General features: G+C 41.0%; 19 protein-coding genes. 7 read left to right on the top strand and 12 right to left on the bottom strand.

All coding sequences use genetic code 11. From position 1 onward, the window contains the following. Positions 1–59 precede the first annotated feature (59 nt). The 5 genes from G0Q07_RS00855 (at position 60) to G0Q07_RS00840 (ending at position 7,914) form a co-directional block, all read left to right on the top strand. A complete protein-coding gene (locus G0Q07_RS00855; RefSeq protein ID WP_163344302.1) occupies positions 60–1,571 on the top strand; it encodes an MFS transporter in 1,512 nt (503 codons plus the stop codon). Between the two features lie 18 nt (positions 1,572–1,589). After that, positions 1,590–2,207 carry a hypothetical protein gene (locus G0Q07_RS20125; protein ID WP_203532634.1) on the top strand — a complete coding sequence of 206 codons (618 nt, stop codon included), beginning with the start codon at positions 1,590–1,592 and terminating at the stop codon, positions 2,205–2,207. Positions 2,208–2,233: 26 nt separating this feature from the next. Then, positions 2,234–3,898 carry a family 65 glycosyl hydrolase domain-containing protein gene (locus G0Q07_RS00850; RefSeq protein ID WP_246222958.1) on the top strand — a complete coding sequence of 555 codons (1,665 nt, stop codon included), beginning with the start codon at positions 2,234–2,236 and terminating at the stop codon, positions 3,896–3,898. Positions 3,899–4,079: 181 nt separating this feature from the next. After that, the gene (locus G0Q07_RS00845; protein WP_163344301.1) at positions 4,080–5,918 is read left to right on the top strand and encodes a glycoside hydrolase family 13 protein; all 1,839 of its coding nucleotides are present in this window, start codon (positions 4,080–4,082) and stop codon (positions 5,916–5,918) included. 115 nt (positions 5,919–6,033) lie between these two features. After that, positions 6,034–7,914 carry an alpha-amylase family protein gene (locus G0Q07_RS00840; protein ID WP_163344300.1) on the top strand — a complete coding sequence of 627 codons (1,881 nt, stop codon included), beginning with the start codon at positions 6,034–6,036 and terminating at the stop codon, positions 7,912–7,914. 444 nt (positions 7,915–8,358) lie between these two features. Here G0Q07_RS00840 and G0Q07_RS00835 read toward each other — a convergent pair whose 3' ends face one another. The 6 genes from G0Q07_RS00835 to G0Q07_RS00810 form a co-directional block, all read right to left on the bottom strand. Further along, a complete protein-coding gene (locus G0Q07_RS00835; protein WP_163344299.1) occupies positions 8,359–9,996 on the bottom strand; it encodes a M56 family metallopeptidase in 1,638 nt (545 codons plus the stop codon). 2 nt (positions 9,997–9,998) lie between these two features. Then, positions 9,999–10,376 (bottom strand): BlaI/MecI/CopY family transcriptional regulator, encoded by a 378-nt coding sequence (locus tag G0Q07_RS00830; RefSeq protein ID WP_163344298.1) that lies wholly within the window; start codon positions 10,374–10,376, stop codon positions 9,999–10,001. 175 nt (positions 10,377–10,551) lie between these two features. Further along, entirely contained in the window at positions 10,552–11,271 is a 720-nt protein-coding gene (locus G0Q07_RS00825) for a hypothetical protein (RefSeq protein ID WP_163344297.1), read from the bottom strand. Between the two features lie 184 nt (positions 11,272–11,455). Then, on the bottom strand, positions 11,456–14,797 hold the full coding sequence (gene mfd / locus G0Q07_RS00820) for a transcription-repair coupling factor (RefSeq protein ID WP_163344296.1): 3,342 nt from the start codon (positions 14,795–14,797) through the stop codon (positions 11,456–11,458). Positions 14,798–14,864: 67 nt separating this feature from the next. After that, the gene (locus tag G0Q07_RS00815) at positions 14,865–15,269 is read right to left on the bottom strand and encodes a hypothetical protein (protein ID WP_163344295.1); all 405 of its coding nucleotides are present in this window, start codon (positions 15,267–15,269) and stop codon (positions 14,865–14,867) included. Positions 15,270–15,304: 35 nt separating this feature from the next. After that, positions 15,305–15,865, bottom strand: coding sequence for a peroxiredoxin (locus G0Q07_RS00810; protein ID WP_163344294.1), 561 nt, complete (start codon positions 15,863–15,865; stop codon positions 15,305–15,307). Positions 15,866–15,990: 125 nt separating this feature from the next. Between G0Q07_RS00810 and G0Q07_RS00805 the strand changes: the two genes are divergently transcribed. Then, positions 15,991–16,407: an SIR2 family protein gene (locus G0Q07_RS00805; protein ID WP_163344293.1), complete on the top strand. Its 417-nt coding sequence runs from the start codon at positions 15,991–15,993 to the stop codon at positions 16,405–16,407. Here G0Q07_RS00805 and G0Q07_RS00800 read toward each other — a convergent pair. The 6 genes from G0Q07_RS00800 to G0Q07_RS00775 all read right to left on the bottom strand — a co-directional run bounded on the left by G0Q07_RS00800 (position 16,404) and on the right by G0Q07_RS00775 (position 22,312). After that, positions 16,404–17,147, bottom strand: coding sequence for a hypothetical protein (locus G0Q07_RS00800; protein ID WP_163344292.1), 744 nt, complete (start codon positions 17,145–17,147; stop codon positions 16,404–16,406). The genes G0Q07_RS00805 and G0Q07_RS00800 overlap by 4 nt on opposite strands. An 83-nt stretch (positions 17,148–17,230) precedes the next feature. Further along, the gene (locus G0Q07_RS00795) at positions 17,231–17,965 is read right to left on the bottom strand and encodes a hypothetical protein (RefSeq protein WP_163344291.1); all 735 of its coding nucleotides are present in this window, start codon (positions 17,963–17,965) and stop codon (positions 17,231–17,233) included. Between the two features lie 3 nt (positions 17,966–17,968). Further along, on the bottom strand, positions 17,969–18,421 hold the full coding sequence (locus G0Q07_RS00790) for a GNAT family N-acetyltransferase (protein ID WP_163344290.1): 453 nt from the start codon (positions 18,419–18,421) through the stop codon (positions 17,969–17,971). Between the two features lie 282 nt (positions 18,422–18,703). Then, complete coding sequence (locus G0Q07_RS00785) at positions 18,704–20,062, bottom strand: GntP family permease (RefSeq protein ID WP_163344289.1); 1,359 nt, start codon at positions 20,060–20,062, stop codon at positions 18,704–18,706. Between the two features lie 30 nt (positions 20,063–20,092). Beyond that, on the bottom strand, positions 20,093–21,220 hold the full coding sequence (locus G0Q07_RS00780; protein ID WP_203532633.1) for a Gfo/Idh/MocA family protein: 1,128 nt from the start codon (positions 21,218–21,220) through the stop codon (positions 20,093–20,095). A gap of 60 nt (positions 21,221–21,280) precedes the next feature. Then, complete coding sequence (locus tag G0Q07_RS00775; protein ID WP_163344288.1) at positions 21,281–22,312, bottom strand: galactitol-1-phosphate 5-dehydrogenase; 1,032 nt, start codon at positions 22,310–22,312, stop codon at positions 21,281–21,283. A 464-nt stretch (positions 22,313–22,776) separates the two neighbouring features. Between G0Q07_RS00775 and G0Q07_RS00770 the strand changes: the two genes are divergently transcribed. Next, complete coding sequence (locus G0Q07_RS00770) at positions 22,777–23,466, top strand: succinate dehydrogenase cytochrome b subunit (RefSeq protein WP_163344287.1); 690 nt, start codon at positions 22,777–22,779, stop codon at positions 23,464–23,466. Positions 23,467–23,471: the final 5 nt, after the last annotated feature.

Below are 23,471 nucleotides of genomic sequence, written 5' to 3'. Positions count from 1 at the left end.
AGTTCTTTTGCTGTGGTATAATTATACATACGGCTTAGCTACAAATTAAAACTAATATTATGCGCAAAAAACCTAGGTTAAGTTTTTGGCAGATCTGGAATATGAGTTTTGGTTTTCTGGGTATCCAGTTTGGATTTGCCTTGCAGAATGCCAATGTAAGCCGGATTTTCGAAACACTTGGGGCCAATGTCGAGGACATTCCGATTTTGTGGATCGCTGCTCCTGTTACGGGCTTAATTATTCAGCCTATTATCGGTCACATGAGCGATAAAACCTGGAACCGACTCGGACGAAGAAGGCCCTATTTTTTGTTTGGAGCGATTTTCGCTTCGCTTGCACTCTTCCTAATGCCAAACTCGCCTGCCTTGTGGGTGGCTGCCGGTACACTCTGGATCATGGATGCTTCCATTAACGTTTCAATGGAGCCGTTTCGTGCTTTTGTTGGCGACATGTTGCCCAACGAACAACGTACCATGGGTTTTGCCATGCAAAGCTTTTTTATTGGTACCGGGGCTGTTGTAGGATCTGTACTGCCGTATGCAATGACCAACTGGTTGAACATTGCAAATACTGCCCCCGAGGGAGTGATTCCTCCATCCGTGCAATGGTCTTTTTACATTGGTGGTGTCATCTTCTTTCTGGCTATTCTCTGGACCATTATTACAACCAAAGAATATAAGCCCGAAGAATTGAACGAGTTTGAAGAAAGCGAAAGACAAACAACCAACAAGGAGGAAGTACTAAATGAAGAAGAAGTGGTAAGCAACCGCTTTGCCAAAACTGGAGGAATACTCGGTTTGCTCGGTTTACTGATCGTAGTAGTTACACGGCTGATGGAGTTGGAAAAAGAACTGTACATTCTTGGAGGTATTCTTTTTCTTTTCTTTTTGTTGATGATGATGGCTGCATGGCTAAAATCACAAAGAAAGGATAAGAATGCCTTGGTTGAAATATTTAGCGATTTGTTACGTATGCCAGTCACCATGAAACAACTGGCACTGGTGCAGTTTTTTACCTGGGTTGGTTTATTCTCGCTGTGGATTTATTCCGTGTCGGGAATTACCAGTCACATATACGGCACCACCAATCCGCAATCGCAATTATACAACGACGGTGCCGACTGGGTTACCATTCTTTTTGGCGTTTATAACGGAGTTGCTGCGCTAATGGCATTTGCTTTACCGGTTGTTGCAAAATATACCAATCGAAAATTCACACACTTCATTAGTTTAATAATCGGTGGTGTAGGGCTGGCTTCTATTTACCTGTTTAACGATCCAACCTGGCTGATACTTCCAATGATCGGTGTTGGCATTGCCTGGGCAAGTATCCTTTCTATGCCTTATGCCATTCTTACCGGATCGTTGCCATCGAACAAAATGGGCGTTTACATGGGCATTTTCAATTTCTTTATTGTAATACCGCAAATTCTGGCGGCTACAATTCTTGGGTTCATGGTAAAAGATCTGTTTGGTGGAGAGTCGATTATAGCACTCGTTTTTGGTGGAGTTTCAATGGTAATAGCAGCTGTGCTCGTACTTTTTGTGAAAGACGTTGCAACAGAAAATTAAAAAATTAAAAGCACTGAGATGAAGAATTATATCATTCATCACGACTGGAAAATAGTTGAAGAGGGTTTTGTTCCGGAACATAACCGAATTTCTGAGAGTATTTTTAGTATCGGAAATGGGAAAATGGGCCAGCGTGCCAATTTCGAGGAAAAGTATTCAGGCGACACGCTAAACGGAACCTATGTTGCCGGGATTTATTACCCCGACAAAACCCGCGTGGGATGGTGGAAAAACGGCTATCCTGAATATTTTGCGAAGATCATTAATTCGACCAACTGGATTGGAATTGGAGTTACTGTAAACAACGAAGAGCTCGATCTGGCAAAAGCAAAAGTACTTTCGTTTAAACGCGAGCTCGACATGCAACACGGTTTGTTAACACGTTGTTTTGTTGCCGAGTTGCAAAACGGAAATCAGGTTGAGGTTTGTTCGCACCGTTTTGTAAGTATTGTTGCCACCGAAATTGGTGCCATCCGTTACACGGTAAAAGCGCTGAACTTTGACGGTGAGCTGAGCGTAACACCTTACCTCGATGGTGATGTGGAGAATGAAGATTCGAATTACGACGAAAAATTCTGGGTAGAAGTTGCCCACGCCGTTGGCGGACAGGAGGGTATCTCACCGTTGAAACCTTAAAAACCGGCTTTCAGCTAAGTACCGGAATGTGGTTTCAACTGTTAAAAAATGGAAAAAAAGTAAACACAGATATCACGAACGGGGAAAGGGAGAAGTATGTCGAGGCATCTCAAAATGTCTCGGTAGAGAGAGGTGATGAAATAGTTGTTGAGAAATTCTCTTCAACTGTTTCTTCCCTTAATTATGCCAAAGAAGATTTACCCCAAAAAGCCAAAGAAGCAGTTGACCTAGCTGTTGAAGCCGGTTTCGATGCCCTATTTGAAAATCATAAAAACTGTTGGTTACAGAAATGGGAAACCAGCGATATAAAAATTGAAGGCGATGTTGCGGCCCAGCAGGGAATTCGCTTCAATATCTTTCAGCTCAATCAAACCTACTCGGGCGAAGATGAGCGGCTGAATATCGGGCCTAAAGGATTTACCGGCGAAAAATATGGCGGTGTAACCTATTGGGATACCGAGGCTTATTGTTTGCCTTTTTACCTGAGTACAGCACCGCAAAAAGTTTCGCGGAACCTTTTGATTTACCGTCGTAAACATTTGGAAAAAGCCATTGAAAATGCAGAAAAACTTGGCTTTAAAAATGGTGCAGCATTGTACCCGATGGTAACCATTAATGGCGAAGAATGCCACAACGAGTGGGAAATTACTTTTGAAGAAATTCACCGAAATGGTGCCATTGCCTATGCCATTTACGATTATGTGAATTACACCGGCGATAAGGAATATCTGGCGCCGATGGGCTTTGAGGTGTTGCTGGGCATTAGTCGTTTCTGGAGCCAGCGCGTAAACTGGTCGGCCAACAAAGAAAAGTATGTCATGCTGGGTGTTACCGGGCCAAACGAATACGAGAATAACGTAAACAATAATTTCCATACCAGTTACATGGCTGTGTGGACATTAAAATATACGCTTGAAGTAATTGAATACCTGAAAAAGGAAATACCGTTCTTGTTTGAAGAATTGGTGAAAAAATGGAAATTCAACGAATTACAGGAAACAGCACGCTGGACGGACATCATTGATAAAATGTATTATCCGAGAGATGAGAAGCGGGGAATATACTTGCAGCAGGATGGTTTTCTGGACAAAGATTTAACGCCGGTTGCAGAACTTCCGGCAGAGGACTTGCCAATTAACCAGAACTGGTCGTGGGATAAAATTCTACGTGCTCCATATATTAAACAGGCCGATACTTTACAGAGTTTATACCTTTTTCAGGAAAACTTTTCCATAGAAGAATTGAAACGGCATTTTGATTTTTATGAGCCATTAACTGTTCACGAATCGTCGTTGTCGCCATGTGTTCACTCAATTCTGGCTGCAAAAATCGGTTACCAGGACAAAGCCTACGAAATGTATTTGCGCACTTCGCGCCTCGATTTGGATGATTACAATAACGACACCGATGACGGTCTGCACATTACCAGCATGGGTGGAACATGGATGTCGTTTGTAATGGCATTTGGCGGAATGCGTGTGGTAAATAATAAGCTGACATTTAATCCATTCCTGCCCGAATCGTGGAAATCGTATGGTTTCCGAATCGACTTTGGTGGGGCACATTTGGAGGTGAAGAAACAGCGTGAGTTGTTCTTAATAGTAAATCATTCAGATGTTGTTGTTTCTGCAACAGTTTGGGGAACCGAACACAAAATTGCCGGAAACTCAACCCTTGAAATTAAAAAGTAAAAGAATACGATATTTACCCTATTGTCTGTCGGTATTTCTCCTCGCGAGGGGAAACAGTTTTAAGCAAAGTTGGAGCTTTGAAACAACCTGGAAAATTTGGTTGATGCTTGTTCCCCTTTTTAGGGGAACTCCCGACAGGGTAAGGGGTAAAGGAAATGTAAAATATTAAAACCAATTCATAATGAAGAAACTAATCACTTTGTTTATCATCCTGCTTACCCTAAATGTTGTGGGGCAGGAAGTGGCACGCGTTGAGCCGCCAAACTGGTGGACCAAAATGAAAAATCCTGATCTCCAATTATTGATCTACGGCGAGAATATTTCAAAAACCGATGTGGTAATTGATTATCCGGGAGTGACTTTGGAGGCAACTACAAAAGTGGAAAATCCAAACTACCTGTTTGTCGATCTGAAAATGGCAAAAGATGTACAACCCGGCGAATTCGAAATTCAGTTTAAACAAGGCGATAAAGTTGTAGACAGCTACAATTTCGAATTGTGGGATCGTGAACAGGGTTCAACCAACCGAGAAGGTTTCAATTCATCAGATGTAATTTATTTGATCACGCCCGACCGTTTTGTGAATGGTGATACCAGCAACGACGAGGTTGAAGGAATGAAAGAAGGCCTCGATCGTGATTATAACTATGGCCGACATGGAGGCGATATCCGCGGAATCATAAATTCATTGGATTATTTGCAAGACATGGGATTTACTGCCGTTTGGTTAAATCCGGTGTTGGAAAATGACATGCCCGAAGCATCGTACCACGGATATGCCTGCACCGATTTTTACCAGGTTGACCGCCGTTATGGTTCGAATGAAGAGTACCAGGAACTGAATGAAGAGCTGGATAAACGTGGCATGAAACTGATAATGGATTTGATCTTTAACCACTGCGGATCAGAACACTGGTGGATGCACGATATGCCTATGAAAGACTGGATTAACAATTATCCCGAAATGAAGATTACCAGTCACCGCCGTACGGTAAACGAAGATCCGCACGCTTCGGAAGCGGATAAAAAAGCAATGGTTGACGGTTGGTTTGTTTCAGCAATGCCCGACATGAATCAGAAAAATCCCTTCCTGGCAAAATACCTTATTCAAAACAGTATTTGGTGGGTTGAATATGTTGGCTTGGAAGGAATCAGACAAGATACGTGGCCTTATCCAGATAAAAATATGATGAGCGATTGGACAAAACAATTGTTGGAAGAATACCCGGATTTTAATGTGGTTGGAGAAGAGTGGACCACCAATCCGGCCATTGTTTCGTACTGGCAAAAAGGAAAACTCAACCAGGACGGTTATAAGAATTATGCCCCGAGTATGATGGATTTTCCATTGCAGAGTGCGGTTTCTGAAGGATTACGCAACGAAGAAAGTTTCGACTTTGGATTGATTCAGATTTATAATGCATTGGCCAACGATTTCTTATATCCTGATCCATACAAACTGACCATTTTCCCGGATAACCATGATATGTCGCGCTTCTATGTTCAGGTCGGCGAAGATGTTGATCTGCTGAAAATGGGTGTGACTTTCTTTTTAACTACCCGAGGAATTCCCCAAATCTATTACGGTACTGAGATTTTAATGCGTCACGATGGGAGTGAACACGGTGATATTCGCGCTGATTACCCCGGTGGCTGGAAAGGCGATAAAGTAAATGCTTTTACCGGCGAAGGAATGAGTGATGCTGCGAAGGACATGCAGGAATATGTTTCTAAAATCCAGAACTGGCGTAAAAATGCCGATGTAATTCACGATGGGAAATTGATGCACTTTGTTCCTGAAGATGGTACTTATATTTATTTCCGCTATTCTGATGATGAAGCTGTGATGGTTATTCTGAATAAAAACGCTGAAGCAAAAACCATTAAAACCGATCGTTTTAACGAAGTGACTAATGGTTATAAGTCAGGTAAAGAAATTATTTCGGGGGCTACAATTTCAGATATTTCGGAAGTTACAGTTCCCGCAAAATCAGCGTTTATTGTTGAGTTAGCGAAGTAAACTTCTCAAAATTGCTGTCATTTCGAAGGAGGAACGACTGAGAAATCTCCGTGATTAACATATTTCTCTCCCTTGTATCTCAGTATCGAAATGACAGTTTTTAATTTAAGTAGTTATGAAAAAACTAGTAGGCTTATTCATCATTATGTGTATATGTGCTTGTCAATCCAGTAAAAAACAAGAGATAATTCAACAAAAACCTGCTCAGGGTAAATTCGTAGTTTACCAGGTTTTTACCCGTCTGTTTGGAAACACAAACACCACCAACAAACCGTGGGGAACAATCGAGGAAAATGGCGTTGGGAAATTCAACGATTTTACCGATCGCGCACTGGATGAAATTAAATCGATGGGTGTTACGCATATTTGGTACACTGGTGTTCCGCATCATGATGTGATAACCGATTATACCGAATATGGCATTTCAAACGACGACCCCGATGTGGTAAAAGGCCGCGCCGGTTCGCCTTATGCGGTGAAAGATTATTATAATGTAGATCCCGATCTGGCTGTTGATCCGGCAAACCGACTGGCAGAATTTGAAGCATTGATCGAGCGAACTCACCAGCATGGCATGAAAGTGATCATTGACATTGTTCCCAATCATGTTGCCCGAAATTACCAGTCGATTTCGAAACCTGAAGGAGTTGCTGATTTTGGCGAGAACGACGATACTTCAGTGGAATACAAACGAGATAATAACTTCTATTACATTCCCGGCGAGGCATTTCAGGTGCCGGAATTTTTGAATGGTTACCAACCGTTGGGAGGCGACAACAATCCGCTGGCTGATGGAAAATTTGATGAGAATCCTGCAAAATGGACGGGCAACGGAGCGCGCTTAGCACAACCCGGATTTTATGACTGGTACGAAACGGTAAAAGTAAATTACGGTGTGAAGCCAGATGGAACCTATGATTTTGATTTGCTTCCCGAAGGTTTCAACAGGGAAGATTACAAAGCACATTTCGAGTTCTGGCAAGATAAAGATGTGCCCGATTCGTGGGAGAAGTTTAAAAATATTGCTTTGTATTGGATGGAAAAAGGGGTAGATGGTTTTCGTTACGATATGGCAGAAATGGTTCCTGTGGAATTCTGGAGTTATATGAACTCAGCTTTGAAAATGAAAAATCCGGATGCTTTTCTGTTGGCTGAAGTTTATAATCCAGCTCTTTATCGCGACTATATTCATAAAGGGAAAATGGATTACCTGTACGACAAAGTGGAACTGTACGATACGCTAAAACACATTATGCAGGGGCACGGAAGCACTGATAATCTTCCGGCGATTTACGATGGATTGGAAGATATTGAGCACCATATGTTGCACTTTTTGGAAAATCACGATGAGCAGCGTATTGCCAGTGCCGGATTTGCCGGAAGTGCTGAAAAAGGAAAACCTGCAATGGTGGTTTCAACCTGTTTAAGTACTTCGCCAACTATGATTTATTTTGGGCAAAACGTTGGCGAACCCGGCGATGGCGACATGGGGTTTGGCGATGAAACACGAACATCGATTTTTGATTACTGTGGTGTGCCAGCTCATCAACGTTGGATGAATAATGGAAAATTTGATGGTGGCGAGCTTTCTGATGCAGAGAAGGAACTAAATGCTTTTTACAGAAACCTGCTGAGTTTCTCGGCACAATCTGCGGCATTGATGGGCGACTACAAAGAAATTCATTCGTATAACCGCCAAAACACAGCCGGATATTCGGATAAAATTTTCTCGTTTGTGCGTTGGAATGGAGATAACCGTTTAATTGTAGTGAGTAATTTCGAAGAAGCTTCGCACAAATTTCAACTGAAACTGGATGAGGGAACAGTTAAGGCCTTGAATATAACAGACGGTTTATATAAACTGACTGACCAATTGACAAATGAAAATGAATTTGTACTGGAGGTGAAAAATGGAAAGGGTAAGGTTGAAATAGCATTAACAGGGCTGGAATCGTTTATTTTAAAAATGGATTTGCTTGCAGATCTTGTAGAATAGCACAGCAATAATTCTGCGGATTTTAGCATAATCTGCGAGAAAATTTTGCATTCCAACAAAAATATCACAATTCGGTAAACCTTTTTAACCAACTGGTGTTTTAGTGTTACAAATCTTTTTCATAAAGATTTACATACCATAAAAGATGGTTTGGTTTTTGGTTTAGTTTAGGTTTAGGTTGATTGAGAAAGGGCTGGTTATTGAACCGGCCTTTCGTTTTTTATAGCCATTCTATTTCAACCCTAATTTCTCTTGTTCGCCAGCAACACGTTTTTTGTTTGGTTCCGGCCAAAGACTCCGGTCATTTCGCGGTGTGAATCTTCGCATGTAACATTCATCGTCTATACTTTTTCTGTATCACTTTGGTTTTCAGAACAGCAAGCAATAAAAAACACCCGATGACTAAAAGCCAACGGGTGTCAAAATGGTTATTCTAGTTTTCTGTTATTTAAACTCAACTGCAATTAAATATTTCACTGGAACAGGTTTACCACGTTGTTTCCCCGGTTCCCAGGTTGGTAGCTGGGAAATAATTTCAGCAGCGGCTTTGCCCAATTTGTCGTTATCAGTTTCTACAATTTTAACGTCGGTTACTTTACCTTTAGGATTTACGGTGAAAGCAATTTTTGCTTTTCCAATCAAATTATATTTTTCTGTTTTATTTTGGACAAACTTGGTAAGGGCATTAGATCCTCCAGGAAATTCTGGTAAATCATCAACAACAAAGAATACTTCTTTTTCTTTTTCGAAGTCTTTAAGTTTTGTTTTTTCTACAGTCCCAATTGGAGGGGCTGGTGGTGGTGGTGGTGGTGCCAAACTTTTTGTTTTTGCCTGAGGTGGCGGCGGCGGTGTAGGCATATCAAAGCAAGCACTAGCGTAAATCACCTCATCTTCCATTGTATATTTCCGGTTAAAAAACTCATCTTTTTTATTTCCTGTAATAATTCTGCTGTAAGTGTCAGCTAATGTTCTTTTACCTACAAACGAAATAATTATCGACGCGTTTTCAGGAACTTCCAATTTAAAAGATCCATCGATATCGCTTACGGTTCCAACTGTTGTTCCACGTATTACTACCGACACTCCTGACATCGGTTTTCCATCTTCATCTACAACCAAACCACTTATTTTAACAGCTTCTTTTCCGGATGTTCCAGTAATCTCACGCTCAACTATGTCAGTTTTCGATATAGTATAATGATACTGCGGCTCGGCAAAAGCGAACAACAACAGCGCAAGTGCGGGCAGTGCCCATGTAAATCGTATCAGCCGGCGGGCCGATGTTTTCTTTTTCGTCATCATTTTTAATCGATTTGTGCTAAGGGCAAAATTCAGGTTATTGGTAATTCCAATAATTTGCATGCCCATCAGCTGGTTTACTAATAAAGCCTGGTAGCGGCCCACAGTGTGTCCCTGCGCAAGAACACCTTTGTCGGCCAGGTACTCATGGTTTTGTTTAATTGCTCGTTCAAACAACCAAATAAATGGGTTGAACCAAAAGATGACTGTTAACAGTTCTATAAAAAGCAGGTCGAACCAGTGATTCTCACGAATGTGCACTTTTTCGTGAGCCAGAATTTCCGGCAGGTCGTCCTGTGTATGAAATTTCGGATTGATAAAAACAATATTAAAAAATGAGAAGGGGAGTCCGTATTTTTGGTTTTCTACAACGCGCATTCCGTTAAGCGAAGTTACGCGGTGTTTTATCATTAAATGAATAAGGATAAAAGTTTGAGTAAGCAATCGAAGCAGGAAAATCGCTGCTCCGGTAAGGTAAATCAATAAAACTGCTTGTTGCCAGCCAAAATGAGTGGTGCTTTCGTCAGTATTATTGAAAACCGGAATGTTTTTAAAGGTATCGGCAATGGTATGTGCTCCGGTTTTTGCACCATCGGCGGCCTCAACCAAAACCTCGTATTGCACGGGAATTAAAGGTAAAATGGTTGCCATACACAACGATGCAACCAGAAACCACCGGTTGGCCACATGAAAAGTTTCGTTACGAAGAAACAACCAATAAACCAGGAAAAAGAGTACAATTCCTCCCGATGCGTTTAATAAATAGTTCAGTGCAGTTTCCATGGCTAATCTTCCTTTTTCTTATTTAATTCGTTTTCGATAAGTTTTAACAACTCCTCCAATTCTTCCATGCCCAGATTGTTTTCTTTGGCAAAAAAGGTGGCCATTTTAGGAAACGAGCCGTTAAAATAGTTTTTCAATAAAGACGAAAACTGAACTTTTTTATACTCTGATTTACTAACTGCAGGCGAAAAAAGATTCGTGTTACCAATTTTTTTGTGCGTAACAAATCCTTTTTTCTCCAGAACATTTAAAACAGTTGCTACGGTGGTGTAGGCTGGTTTGTCATCGCCAAAACCGTCAACTACCTGCTTTACAACTCCTTCTTTTAAATCCCAGAGAATATGCATTACTTGTTCTTCTGCTTTTGTTAATGTCTTCATTTTATGAGTTGCTACAATTATCGTACTAAAATTATTTTCTACTACAAACATAGTACTATTTATTTAGAAATAAAACTATTTTAATAGAAAAACTACTATATAAATAGTAAGAGGTGAAATAGACATAAAAAAACCGCCTGAAATTCAGACGGTTGATATATGTAATGCATTTATTTTATTGCCATGTAACTTCTTGTTCAGTAACAGCAATTTCCTGAATGTGATAAGCAGCATCGTTGCTAACCGCATCATCTTCAAATCTTACCGATAATAATTCAACATTGTAAACATTACCAATTTCAGGAGTTTCCTGCCAAGAGCCTGAAGCGGTTCCTACACCAATTTCCTGCAAACTTGTCATTTGCACGGGAAGAGTTTGGCTAATAAAAGCTATTTCGCCAGCTTCATTTATTAGTCTTATCAAATAAGCTTCCGCATTGTCGTTGGTTTCCCAGTGCACAGCAAGTTGTTGGTTGCTAACTTCGGCCGATGTGATGGTAGTAAATGCAATATTATCAAAATCGAGCAGATCGACAGACTGGTGAGTAATATCCTCGTTTATCACTAAAAACTGGTAGTTGCCTTCAACGGGAGCTGAGGTGCTGTATTCGTTTAGGCTTGGCTCTTTCGCGTACGTATTCAAAATTTCGTTAGCCGGGTCTAAAGTTATATTTGCTCCACCGGGAGTTGTAACCTCTGCGTGGCTCATTGGCTGGTTACCCCATGCAACATATGAATGGGCGAATTTTTCTTCATTGTCAACTGTTCGCTTTATCACAAATACATCGCCAATTACCTCGAACGGTACTGAGTTGTCGTCGTCGTTACAGGCAAAGAATCCTGCAACGATTAAAAAGAAAGTCAGTGTTTTTCCAATTTTCATCATTGTGTCCATATTTCTAATTTTTAAAAGATTTTCTGAATTGTACTATTTAATTGATGTTATTTCTCCTGATTTGGTTGTCTCTGAGTGCCAATATCGTGAATTTTTTTTAAACAACATCTACTAAATGCATCAAATTGAGTGCATTGTAAAACGTTAAGCTTCCCGATAAATTGCGTTTTTTGTGAATGGGCGATTAACTTTTTGCTTCATCAATAATCTCACGAAGGATATAATCAGCGGTTTCAACATTGGGCACATTCGAAAAACTGAGCGTTAATTTTCCTTTTGTTTCTTTCATCCGACCTTTCGTCTTTCCGTTTTGGATGTACTGTACAATTTTAATAAAGTCGGCCGATTGGTAGAAGGACGATTTCTGATCTGACACAAAATAACAGATCATTTTTTTGTTCTTCAGAATGATTTTTTCCATACTCAAATTGATTGCTTTCCAACGTAGGGGAAGAATGTCTATTAGTTCGCGACTTTCGCGCGGAAGTTCCCCAAAACGGTCTTGCAGTCCTTTGGTGAAATTGTCCAGTGCTTCCTGACTTTCGATACTATCCAACTCGCGGTAAAGCATCATGCGCTCCGAGTTTCCGGGAATATAATCGCTTGGGAAAAGCAGTTCCATATCGGTGTCGATGGTGCAGTCGTTTACATATTTTATATTCAGGAAAGCCTGCGATTGTTCTTTGTCTTCTTCAGCAAAAAGATCTTTAAACTCATCCTGTTTCAATTCCTGAATGGCTTCATTCAAGATGCGGTGGTAGGTTTCAAAACCAATGTCGGCAATAAAACCACTTTGTTCGGCACCCAACATATTTCCGGCACCACGAATGTCGAGATCTTGCATGGCAATGTTAAAACCACTACCCAGTTCCGAAAACTGTTCGATGGCCTGTAACCGCCGTCGCGCTTCGGCACTAACCGTTGAAAGTGGCGGTGCAATGAGGTAACAAAATGCTTTTTTGTTTGAGCGGCCAACGCGACCCCGCAGTTGATGCAGGTCGCTTAATCCAAAATTCTGTGCATGGTTGATAATAATGGTGTTGGCATTCGGAATGTCTAGTCCCGATTCGATAATGGTTGTTGCAATTAGCACATCAAACTTCCCGTTAATAAAATCCAGCATCACCTTTTCCAGCTTTGGGCCTTCCATTTGTCCGTGGCCAACCGCCGTTTTTACTCCCGGAACAATACGTTTAATGGTCGCTTCCACCTCATTTATATTCTGTACACGGTTATGGATAAAGAAAACCTGCCCGTTTCTGTCCGTTTCGTAAAGGATGGCTTCTTTTATCATTTGCTCGTTAAAGCCATGAACTTCAGTTACAATTGGGTAACGGTTGGGTGGCGGCGTTTGAATAATTGACAAATCGCGCGCACCCATCAGCGAGAATTGCAAAGTACGTGGAATTGGCGTTGCAGTTAACGTTAAGGTATCAACATTTACTTTGAACTGCTTTAACTTTTCTTTTACCGAAACACCAAATTTTTGCTCTTCATCGATAATCAGCAAGCCAATGTTTTTAAACTTTACGTCTTTACTTACCAATCGATGTGTACCTATAATAATGTCGGTTTTTCCATCGGCGACATCTTTTAAGGCAGCTTTTACCTGGGCGGTAGATTTTAAACGACTTACGTAATCTATTTTTACCGGGAAATCTTCCAGGCGCTCGGTAAAAGTTTTAAAATGTTGAAAGGCCAGGATGGTTGTCGGCACCAAAACGGCCACTTGTTTGCTGTCGGTAACGGCTTTAAAAGCTGCACGAATGGCAATTTCTGTTTTCCCAAAACCTACATCGCCACATACCAAGCGATCCATCGGCATGGTTTTTTCCATGTCTTCTTTCACGGCTGTTGTAGACTTTTCCTGGTCGGGTGTATCTTCGTATATAAACGATGCTTCCAGCTCGTTTTGCAGGTACGAATCGTGCGAAAAAGCAAAACCTTTTTCAGCACGTCGTTTGGCGTACAGCGCAATTAGTTCTTTGGCAATATCCTTTACTTTCGACTTGGTGCGGCTTTTCATTTTTTGCCACGCACCGGTACCCAGTTTGTTGATTTTGGGTTCGCCACCATCTTTGCCTTTGTATTTCGAAATGCGATGCAAGGAGTGGATACTCACTAAAAGTGAGTCGTTATCTTTATAAACCAAACGAATGGCTTCCTGCATTTTTCCGTTCACTTCGGTACGTGCCAGTCCGGCAAATTTTCCAATCCCATGATCGATGTGAACCACATAATCGCCAGGGTGTAACTTATTTAGCTCTTTCAATGAAATAGCTTCGCGTTGTGCTTTTCGGTTTTTTAGTTTAAAACGGTGGTAGCGCTCAAAAATCTGGTGGTCGGTGTAAAAACAGGCTTTTAACTCGTGATCAATAAATCCTTCGTGCAGCACAAAATTCACCGGATTGAAGGAGACTTTAACATCCGTATCTTTAAAAATAGATTGTAGGCGCTCGATCTGTTTTTCCTGGCTGGAGAGAATAAAAATTTCGTACCCATTTTGGCGGTGTTCTGTCAGGTTCGTTCCCAGCAGTTCAAAATTCTTGTTAAAAACAGGCTGACTTGAATTTGAGAATTCAATTTTATCATCGGGAGAAAAAGCCAGGTCGTTACCAAAATCAAATAGTGTTTTTGTTTTTAGCTGTTTTTCCAGCTCGCCGGAAGTGAGCAACAGATCAACAATATCTTCATCCTCGCGCGAAACAATTGTTTGGCGGTGCAGTTCTGCAATCCGGTCGATAAACTGGTTGAGGTTGTTGCCAAACCACAGGCATTCTTTATTCCGAAAATCGATAAACGAAACTCGCTCGCCTTCCACCGAACTGTTTTGAATATTCGGAACGATGGTGATGTGGTTTAAACGATCTTTCGAAAGTTGATTCTCGATATCGAAACTACGGATAGAGTCAACTTCATCACCAAAAAAATCGAGGCGAAACGGATCTTCGTGCGAAAACGAAAAGATGTCGACAATACTTCCGCGCACCGAAAACTGGCCGGGCTCATAAACAAAGTCTACCCGCTCGAATCCGTATTCGTATAAAAATTCGTTGATGAAATCGATGGATATTTTATCGCCACTTCTTACTTGCAGTGTATTGCTTTCGAGGCTATCGTTAGAAATTACTTTCTCGATAATAGCCTCGGGATACGAAATAACAAAGTAGGGTTTTTCTGCTGCTGAAAGCAGGTTCAACACTTCAGTGCGCTGCACAATATTTTCCTGCTCCGGGCTGTCGTACTGCACCGATCGTTTGTAGGAAGAGGGCAGAAAAAGTGTATTCTCGGATAGTCCCAGGTTATTCAGATCGTCGTAAAAATAGGCAGCTTCTTCGCGGTCGTTTAATAGTACAACACAGTTTTTTTGAATTTCCTGAAATACCTTGGCGAGTAAAACGGTTTTAGAAGACCCAATAAGCCCATGCAGGTGAATCAATTCACCCGGGGGGACATCGGCTTTTTTTACCACCTTGGCAATAGCACTATGCCCCTCGAAATATTTTAGAAACGTGGTTGTTTCCAAAACCTGAGTTTTGCGCAAAGATAGTTTTTAAGCCTGTTGAGTGGTAAAAATGAATGTAAAAATTATTTTAATCTTCGATTATCCACCCGATGGGAAGACGAGTTCCTGCACCGTTACTGTGAATAGTAACTTTAAAGCTTCCGTCTTTTTTCAAAAAGACTCTCTCATCAACCAATTTCGCATCACCAACATTAATACTAGCACCAAAAACAAAAGAGTATCCCATAAAAGGGTGGTCGTTCTGGAGCTGATAATAAAGTGTTTTTACAATATTTCCCGATGCTGAAATTGTGCTTTTAGAAGCATAGTTGCTTGTTTCCCAGCGAGTGGTGTCATCATCTGCCCCAATCTCGTTGTACACAAAAACGTAGGAGTCGCCGTTTTTAAAAACTTCTGCCTGGGCACTACTGTTTTTCACAGGGAGTAAAAAACACAGTAGCCCAACAATTAAAATTGCTCTTAATTTTATCATCTTCACTTAAATTATGGGTTTGTAATTGTTGCAATTTAAGCATTGTTTTTTAGAAAATCCAATATTTCGGCAGAGTCTTTACTTGCGTCAACGTCTGTATTTTTATAAACAATATTGCCTTTTTTGTCGATTATGAATGTCCAGCGCGAAGCAGTAGCTCCCCGAACCAACTCAAAATTCTGTCCCTCAATTTCGCGGGTAATCTTTCCTCCATCACGTAAAGGGACTCCAAATTTTTTGGCAATTTCACCATTTTCGTCCGATAATAAAGGGAAATTAAGGTCGTTGGCCTTTTTAAAAAGCTGAAGACCTTCAACATTATCGCCGCTAATTCCAACCACAACAGCATTGGCTTTATCAATCTCAGTTTTCATGTCGCGGTAGGCACAGGCTTGTTTTGTACAACCACCTGTCATTGCTGCCGGATAAAAATAAACCACAATAAATTTGTCGCCCAAATAATCGTTTACATTCCATGTTGAGCCATCGTCGGCTACGGTAGAAAACGAAGGTGCTTTATCGCCAACATTTAATTCTTGAGAAAAACTGCTGAACGATATGCTTAATACGAGTGCTGTAAATATAATTAACCTCATTTTGAATATTTTTATGTATGTATTTAATACAGATGAGTTTAAAAAATGTTTCAGGCAGAAGGATTTTTTGGTAAACTATACTTTACAACATTTAATTGTCGCTTGAAAATAATTAATTTTAACAGATGGGACATGCTTATTCATACTGTTGCGATCATTGTGGTTTTACCGAAAGCTTTAACCAGGGGCATGGTTTTCTGGTTCATTCGCAGCCGGTTAGCGAATACCTGAAACAACGTACCCGCATCTTTCATTACAAAACACACGATTTGCTTCGGAAGATGGCAAAGACATCCGAGAATTTACACTTGAAAGCCGGTTTTCAGGTATATAAATGCCCGCATTGTAAAACGTTGTATGACAAAATTGAAGTCACAGTTTTTGAGAATGAAGAGGCGGTACATAAAAGCGAATTCCGTTGCAGGGACTGTAAAGCCCGACTGAAACTTACAAATATTCATCGTTTAAAAAGGGCAATTTGTCCGCGCTGCAGACAGCGTACTTTTCATCGCGATTATGCACAGCACGAGCTTTTTCCTTAAATTTTTTCTTCGCACTCTGTCTGGTATTCAGCAAAGGTTTTGTTGGTAGGGTATTTATTTGTGAGAATTTTAAAATACTGCAGTCCAACTTCGGGTTTGTCCTCAATTTTCTGGTACATACGCGCCAGGAAAAAATCAGCCACTGTATTTAAGATCACATTATTTTCGGAAGCAAATTTTTCCATTCGCTTCAGTTTTTTTTCGCGGGCTTCCGATTTTTTTGCGTTGGCAAAAAAGTTAATGTTCTCGATGTATTGATACATGATCACATAACTTTCGAAAAGCTTCTGTTCATCACCGGTAAAAGGCGGGTCTTCCTTTTCTATAGCTGCAATCAGGTCTCTGATGTCTGATCGTGCCGAAAGCATTCCGAATATGTTGAATTTCTTCTTTTCGTAGCGCAGCTGGTAGGAGCGAACAATAATCTGTAGCATCTTTTTCTCGTAAGTATCGGTTTCGGGCAATAATGATGCGTCTATCAGTTCATCAAGCTGTTCCGAGTTTTCTTTTGAATAGGTGGTGCGGTATTTCCACCAGTGCAGATCGAGGTTCAAAAAAGTACGGTAAAATTCGCTCAGCTCGTCCTTGCCGTTTGTATAGGTCTTTTCAGCTTCGGTAAGGTTTTGCTGATAAATTAAGGTGAATATCCGATTGGCAATGCTGTCGTTGTTTGCATTATTTGCCCAGGTCGACAGGCTAAAGCACACCAAAAAAATTGAAAAAAATACCCGTTGAATCATCTCAAAAATTTTGTGTAAAGTAAAAAGTTTCTTTGATCAAAACTTGCGTGAGAAACAGAAAATTGCGCAAAATGTTTGAAAACCTAATTCAACTGCTTATTGCATTCATCCAGCAGCTCTTTAAACTTAATATTTCCAGGGAAGTTTTTGGTCAGCCATTGAAAATAACCGACCGCATTTGACGGATCGTTCTCGTATTTCAGCCATGTTTTCCCCAGGAAATAGGCAACCAGCGTTTTTGTAATCCGGCTTTCCGACTGGTACAAACCGGTCATGGTTTTTAATGCTTTGCTGCAGTTTTCTGTTTTGTCCGAAACAAAAAACGGCTTTAAATAATTGTCGAAATATTGAAATAAAGCGGAATACAACTCGTACAGTTCCTGCTGTTCGGGCGGTAATGCTTCGTTAGTGTTTAGCGAAGTGAAGAGCGCTTTTGTTTCCTGCCGGGTCGAAATAGCTTTAATGAGCTTAAAACGTTTGAGTTCGTATCGCAATTGATACGACAAAGTAACCAGCCGAATCGCCTGTTGAGTTGATGATGTGGGATTAGTTGGCGAAAGCAGTTGCAAATCATTTTCAAAGGCTGGATAATCCGGAGTGTCGGTGCCGGTAACATTTTTCCAGTAACTCATGTCAACCGAAAAAACGGCGAAAAGAACAGAGTCGATATCGTTTTTTTTGGTGCGAAGCATTTCTTCTGCTTTGGAATAATGCTGGTTGTACATTTCGTTAAAAATGCTTTCAACAAGGCTATCCTGCGGGGAGGCAAAACCCTGACTGCCCAGAAAAAGAAATAATAGAATTACAATTTTTCGCATCAATTAATCGGCTTTGTTCTCAAATAACATTCCGTAATGTGGGATGCCATCTTCAAGGTATTCATCGGTAACAACTTTAAATCCCAGGTCTTCGTAAAATTTACGTAGGTATTTTTGGGCACTTATTTTTATTTTTCCAGGTTTCCAGTTATTTAGAATGTAGGTTTTGGCTTCTTCCATCATCCGGATTCCCAGCCCTGTTCCGCGTTTGGTTTCTTTAACCACAACGCGGCCAATAGAGTAATGGTTAAAACGTGTGCCTGGTTTTAGTAAACGCGAGTAGGCCACAATTTCTCCATCTTTTTCCAGGAACTGGTGAACGGCATCTTTATCCAGCCCATCCAAATCGTTGTAAACGCAGTCTTGCTCAACCACAAAAATTTCTGCCCGAAGTTGTAAGATGTCGTAAAGTTCGGAAGTTGAGAGTTCTGTGAAATGTTTGAATTTAAAAGTCATAATAACAGCATGGAGCAAAGCGCCGGGCGCAAAGCGATTTGTGGTGCAATAATAGTAATTTTTGATTATTCTTCTGACCCCTAAATCCCCGAAGGCGACTTTTGGCTGGTGTATGGAATTAGCGGTCACGAAATTGGGAAAGGAACTTCTTTACCCCTAACCCTGTCGGGAGCTCCCCTTTTCAAGGGAGCCTGCTGTTTGGGGACTCTGCCAGCCATTCATATTGCTGTTTTCCCTTTTAAGGGAAAATGTCGATAGACAAAAGGATATAGATTTAAAGAATTAAAAAAACAAACTGGCCAACATGGTAAATGCCAATCCGCAAACCGCAATTATCGATTCCATAACTGTCCAGGATTGCAGCGTTTGTTTTTCGTTCATACCAAAATATTTACCAACCAACCAAAATCCACTGTCGTTTACATGCGATAAAAGTGTGGCACCAGAAGCAATGGCTAAAACGACCAAAGCACGATGCGGATCGTTTAACTGAAATTCGCTAAGAATAGGGGCAATTATTCCCGCAGCAGTAATCATGGCAACGGTTGCCGAGCCTTGCGTAACACGTACAACGGCGGAGAGTAACCACGCCAAAACAATAGGTGGCATTGCTGAATTGGCCATCGATTCAGCCATCATTTTCCCAATCCCCGAATCAACTAATATTTGTTTGAGCACGCCTCCTGCTCCGGTTATTAAAATGATAATACCCGCCGGTCCAAGTGCCTTGGTGCTCAGGTCGAGAATGGTCTGTTTCGACATTCCCCGCTTCGCACACAACACATAAGTAGCAATTAAGGTAGCAATTATCAGTGCTGAAAAAGGATGCCCGATAAATTCAACACCATCTGTCAGCATTGATTTCTCCAGTACTCCTTTTTCAACAAGAAGAGACGATAAAGTATTCAGTAAAATTAATACCAACGGTATTGAAATAATCAGCGCCACAGTGCGAAACGAAGGAAGGTTTTTGTCTTCTTTTTCTTCTTCGGAAGAATTAAAAAACTCGGTGGGAGGTAAAATATGTATTTTCTTTGAAATGTATTTCCCCCATAAAGGGCCCGCAATTACGGCCGTTGGAAACCCAAGGATAATACCAAAAAATATTACCCAGCCCAACTGTGCATTCAAAATATCAGCGACAGCAACCGGGCCGGGTGTTGGTGGTATAAAACTGTGGGTAACAGCAAGTCCGGCTAAGAGCGGGATGCCGTAATAAAGCAGCGACTTTTGGGTATCTTTAGATAAGGCATAAATTATAGGCACCAAAATTATAAAACCAACATCGAGAAAGACGGGGATAGCGACAATAAATCCAGTGATCACCATCGCCCAGGATGCCTTTTCTTTTCCGAACTTTTTCACTAAAGAATGGGCCAGCGAAAGGGCACCTCCTGAACTTTCAAGCATTTGTCCGAAGATGGCTCCCAGTCCAACCACCGTAGCTACAAAACCCAGAGTGCTTCCCATTCCGTCCTGAATACTTTGAAGGATATTTGTCAGTGGCATTCCGGTCAGGATTCCAACGTAAATAGAAATGATTAGTAATGAAATAAAAGCACTGATTTTTAATTTGAGTACCATAAATAGCAGAAGCCCAACTGCCGAAGTAACCAGGAAAAAAATAAATAATGTTGACATAGTTTTTAGGTTTAGTTTGCGTAAAATCAGTTATACCAGTCTGCCATCCATATTATTTCGCCCTGTTTCAGGTTGAAGTGGAAATTTCACCGGCTGGTTGTCGCGCGTTGAACGATAAATGGCCGTATACAACTCAACTGTTTTTCGTCCTTCTTCGCCGCTTACCAACGGATCGGTATTATTGCTTAAAGCCGCCAAAAAATCTTCAATCTGTTTTTGCATGTAGTAAACCATTGGATCATGCGATTGAAAAAATGCAGCGTCTTCTTTTTCCCATTGATCGAGGTATTGCTCTTCGCCGGGAACCGTCCAAATGTCGTTTACAGGAGGCTCAAGAATTCCCGACATTCCGGCTATAAACATGGCTCCGCCATCGGTTTGAACCCCCACCGAAGCTCCATTTTCGCCATGTACATGCACTTTTCCGTAAATTCCGGGCTTAGTTGAATTGCTTACGATGATGTTACCAATGCCACCATTTTTGAATTTTATAATCGCCACTGCCGTATCTTCCACTTCTATATAGGGATGATTCAGGTTTTTCCAAATGCCGTAAACTTCTTCAATTTCGCCCATATACCACAATAGAATGTCCAGTTGATGCGGAGCCTGATTGACCAAAACACCGCCGCCTTCCATTTTCCAGGTTCCCCGCCAGGCATCTGTGTCATAATACGCTTTGTCGCGCCAGCCAAGTATATTTACGGTTCCAAAAACAGGCTTTCCGATTTTACCTTCGTCTATTGCAGTTTTTATTCTTTTTACGGGTTCGTACCAACGCCGCTGACTGATAACTCCTAGTTTTACACCTTGCATTTTACAAATGCGTATCATTTCGTCAGAATCATTAAGCGTTGATGCCAGCGGTTTTTCAACCAACACATTTGCTCCGGCTCTGGCAGCTTCCAGGGTTGGCCCCAAGTGAAAAGGATGAGGCGTGCAGACAATGACCAGATCGATTTCCTTTTCGGAAACCAGTTTTGAAATATCGGTAAAGGCTTCCACGTTGTATTCTGAGGCGAAGCTTTTGGCTGTTTCATTAGTCCTGCTCCAAACCCCTGACAATTGAGCATTGGGTATATTTCGGATGGCTTTGGCATGAAGATGAGCTACCTTGCCGCAACCAAGAATGGCAATATTGAACAGATTTTTTTTCAAGATAATTCAGGTTTTATGGTTTTTGTTGATTTTGGCATTTTCGAGATCAGAGAGATAGCATTATGGAACAAGAATAACTTTTTTCAAACCGGGTTCTTTGTTATACAATCGCCTGAACCAATCGGCACCGGCTGAAAGAGGTGCTACGGCCGAGATCATATCATTCACCTTAATTTTACCGGAATTGATGAGTTGAAGCACTTTTTCATATTCTCCCCTGATGGCGCAACTCCCCAATACTTTTATTTCGCGGGTAACTACACTTTGCAGCGGAAAACGAATATCCGCAGAAAGGTTCCCGACCAGCACTACTTTCCCACCCTTTCTCACGATTTCAATAGCGTTATTAACTGTGGACTCAGTGCCGACAGCCTCAAAAACATGGTTGATGCCGCGCTTATTTGTTCGGGCTAAAACTTCTTTTAGCAGATCATTTTTGTTAGGATTCAAGCCAATTTCAGCACCAAATTCTTTTGCCATTTCAAGCTTTGAACTTTCAATATCAATAGCAAAAAGTGGCGAGGCATTGGAAAGCGATAAGAGTTGTACAAGGAACAAGCCGATCATTCCGGTACCTATTACTGCAGCACTTTCGCCCAATTGGAATCCCGATTGGTTAATGGCATGAAGCGCAACGGCAGCGGGTTCAACCATCGCAGCCTGTTCAAACGTAACGTTATCAGGCAGTTTGTATAAAATATGCTCGGGCACTGTTACATATTCGGCAAAAGCACCATTCTTTTTATAATTACCGGGCGACACGCCAAGCACTCGCCTGTTTTCGCTTAAATTGTAATGGCCATTCAAAGTAAACCAATCGTTTAACGGATATATCGTGGAGTCGAATGTTACCCTGTCGCCAATATTCCACCCCGAAACTTCGCTGCCAAGAGATGTAATAATACCCGATGCCTCGTGCCCCATAATAAGCGGTGGTTTTCTCCTTCCTGTACTTCCGTCCATTCCATGCACATCCGAGCCGCAAATTCCGCAGGCTTTTACCTTCACGAGTACTTCATTTTTTGCCGGAACAGGATCAGCAACATCTTTATAAACCAATTCATTGTAATTTTCCAACACCAGTGCTTTCATACTTTGTTTTGATAATTGGAATTAAATATAGATATATGAGAGGACGTTACCAAGTCAATAACAGAACTCTTTTTCCATTCTGTTAAATTCGGTTATGATTTATTCTTTCCACGATCCGGTAGCTGTATGGTCTTGATGATAGCCTTAAAAAAGTTTCATCTTGGTAGTTGTATTACCAAAATAATAGTTTGTAGCATTATGAAATGCTAAGCAAAAATGAATCACCAGTATTTGCGGTGCAAGATAGTTACGCGCTATCCGTTAAATAAGCAGGGGGAACAGCACTTTTAGCACCCTTAAAACTGTGCGGAAATTTATTCAATCTAAAGCCAAAATTAAATCAGTTGTAGAATCGTTATAAATTAGCTAATTTGGAACGCCTTTTTTGCAGGAATATTTGCGTTCGTCTACATTTGTGGCGCTTAACGCAAAATTCGGAATCAACCAAAAATAAATAATAGATTATGAGCAGATTTTTAACAGCCTCAATTGGAAGAAAATTTGTAATGAGTCTGTCGGGATTATTCCTGGTAGTATTTATTGCAGTCCACTTGGGCATCAACTTATTACTGATCTTTGACAACAGCGGTGATTTGTTTAATCAGGGAGCTCACTTTATGGCTACTAACCCTCTGATTAAGATTATGGAACCAATCCTTGGATTGGGTTTTATCATTCACATTGTTTGGTCATTCTTTCTTGAATATCAAAACTGGAAAGCACGCCCGGTTAAGTATGCCAAAAAGAACATGAGCGGAGCAAGCTCGTGGGCATCACGTAACATGTTGGTTTTAGGCGGACTGGTATTGGTTTTCCTTATCATCCACATCATTAACTTTTTTATTAAGATGAAGTTTACCGGTGATCCGCTACTTGATGAGGTTGTTATCAATGGTGAACACATGCACAATGCGTACGCTTTGGTTTCTACGGCTTTCATTAATAGCACTGCCCTGGGTATTTTTTACATTCTTGGTGGTATTTTACTTGGAATTCACTTGTCGCATGGTTTCTGGTCGGCTTTTCAGACCTTAGGTTTGAACAACAAGTACTGGCTAAAACGCTGGAAAGCGATTGGTCAGATTTACGCAATTCTTGTTGCTGTGGGTTTCGCCGTTATTCCACTTTATTTTATGTTAGGAATGTATAACTAAGAAAG

It is taken from the genome of Draconibacterium halophilum (assembly GCF_010448835.1).
GTDB classification, from domain to species: domain Bacteria; phylum Bacteroidota; class Bacteroidia; order Bacteroidales; family Prolixibacteraceae; genus Draconibacterium; species Draconibacterium halophilum.
The sequence above is the reverse complement of the archived record's forward strand: the minus strand, read 5'-3'. Positions and strand labels throughout refer to the sequence as shown.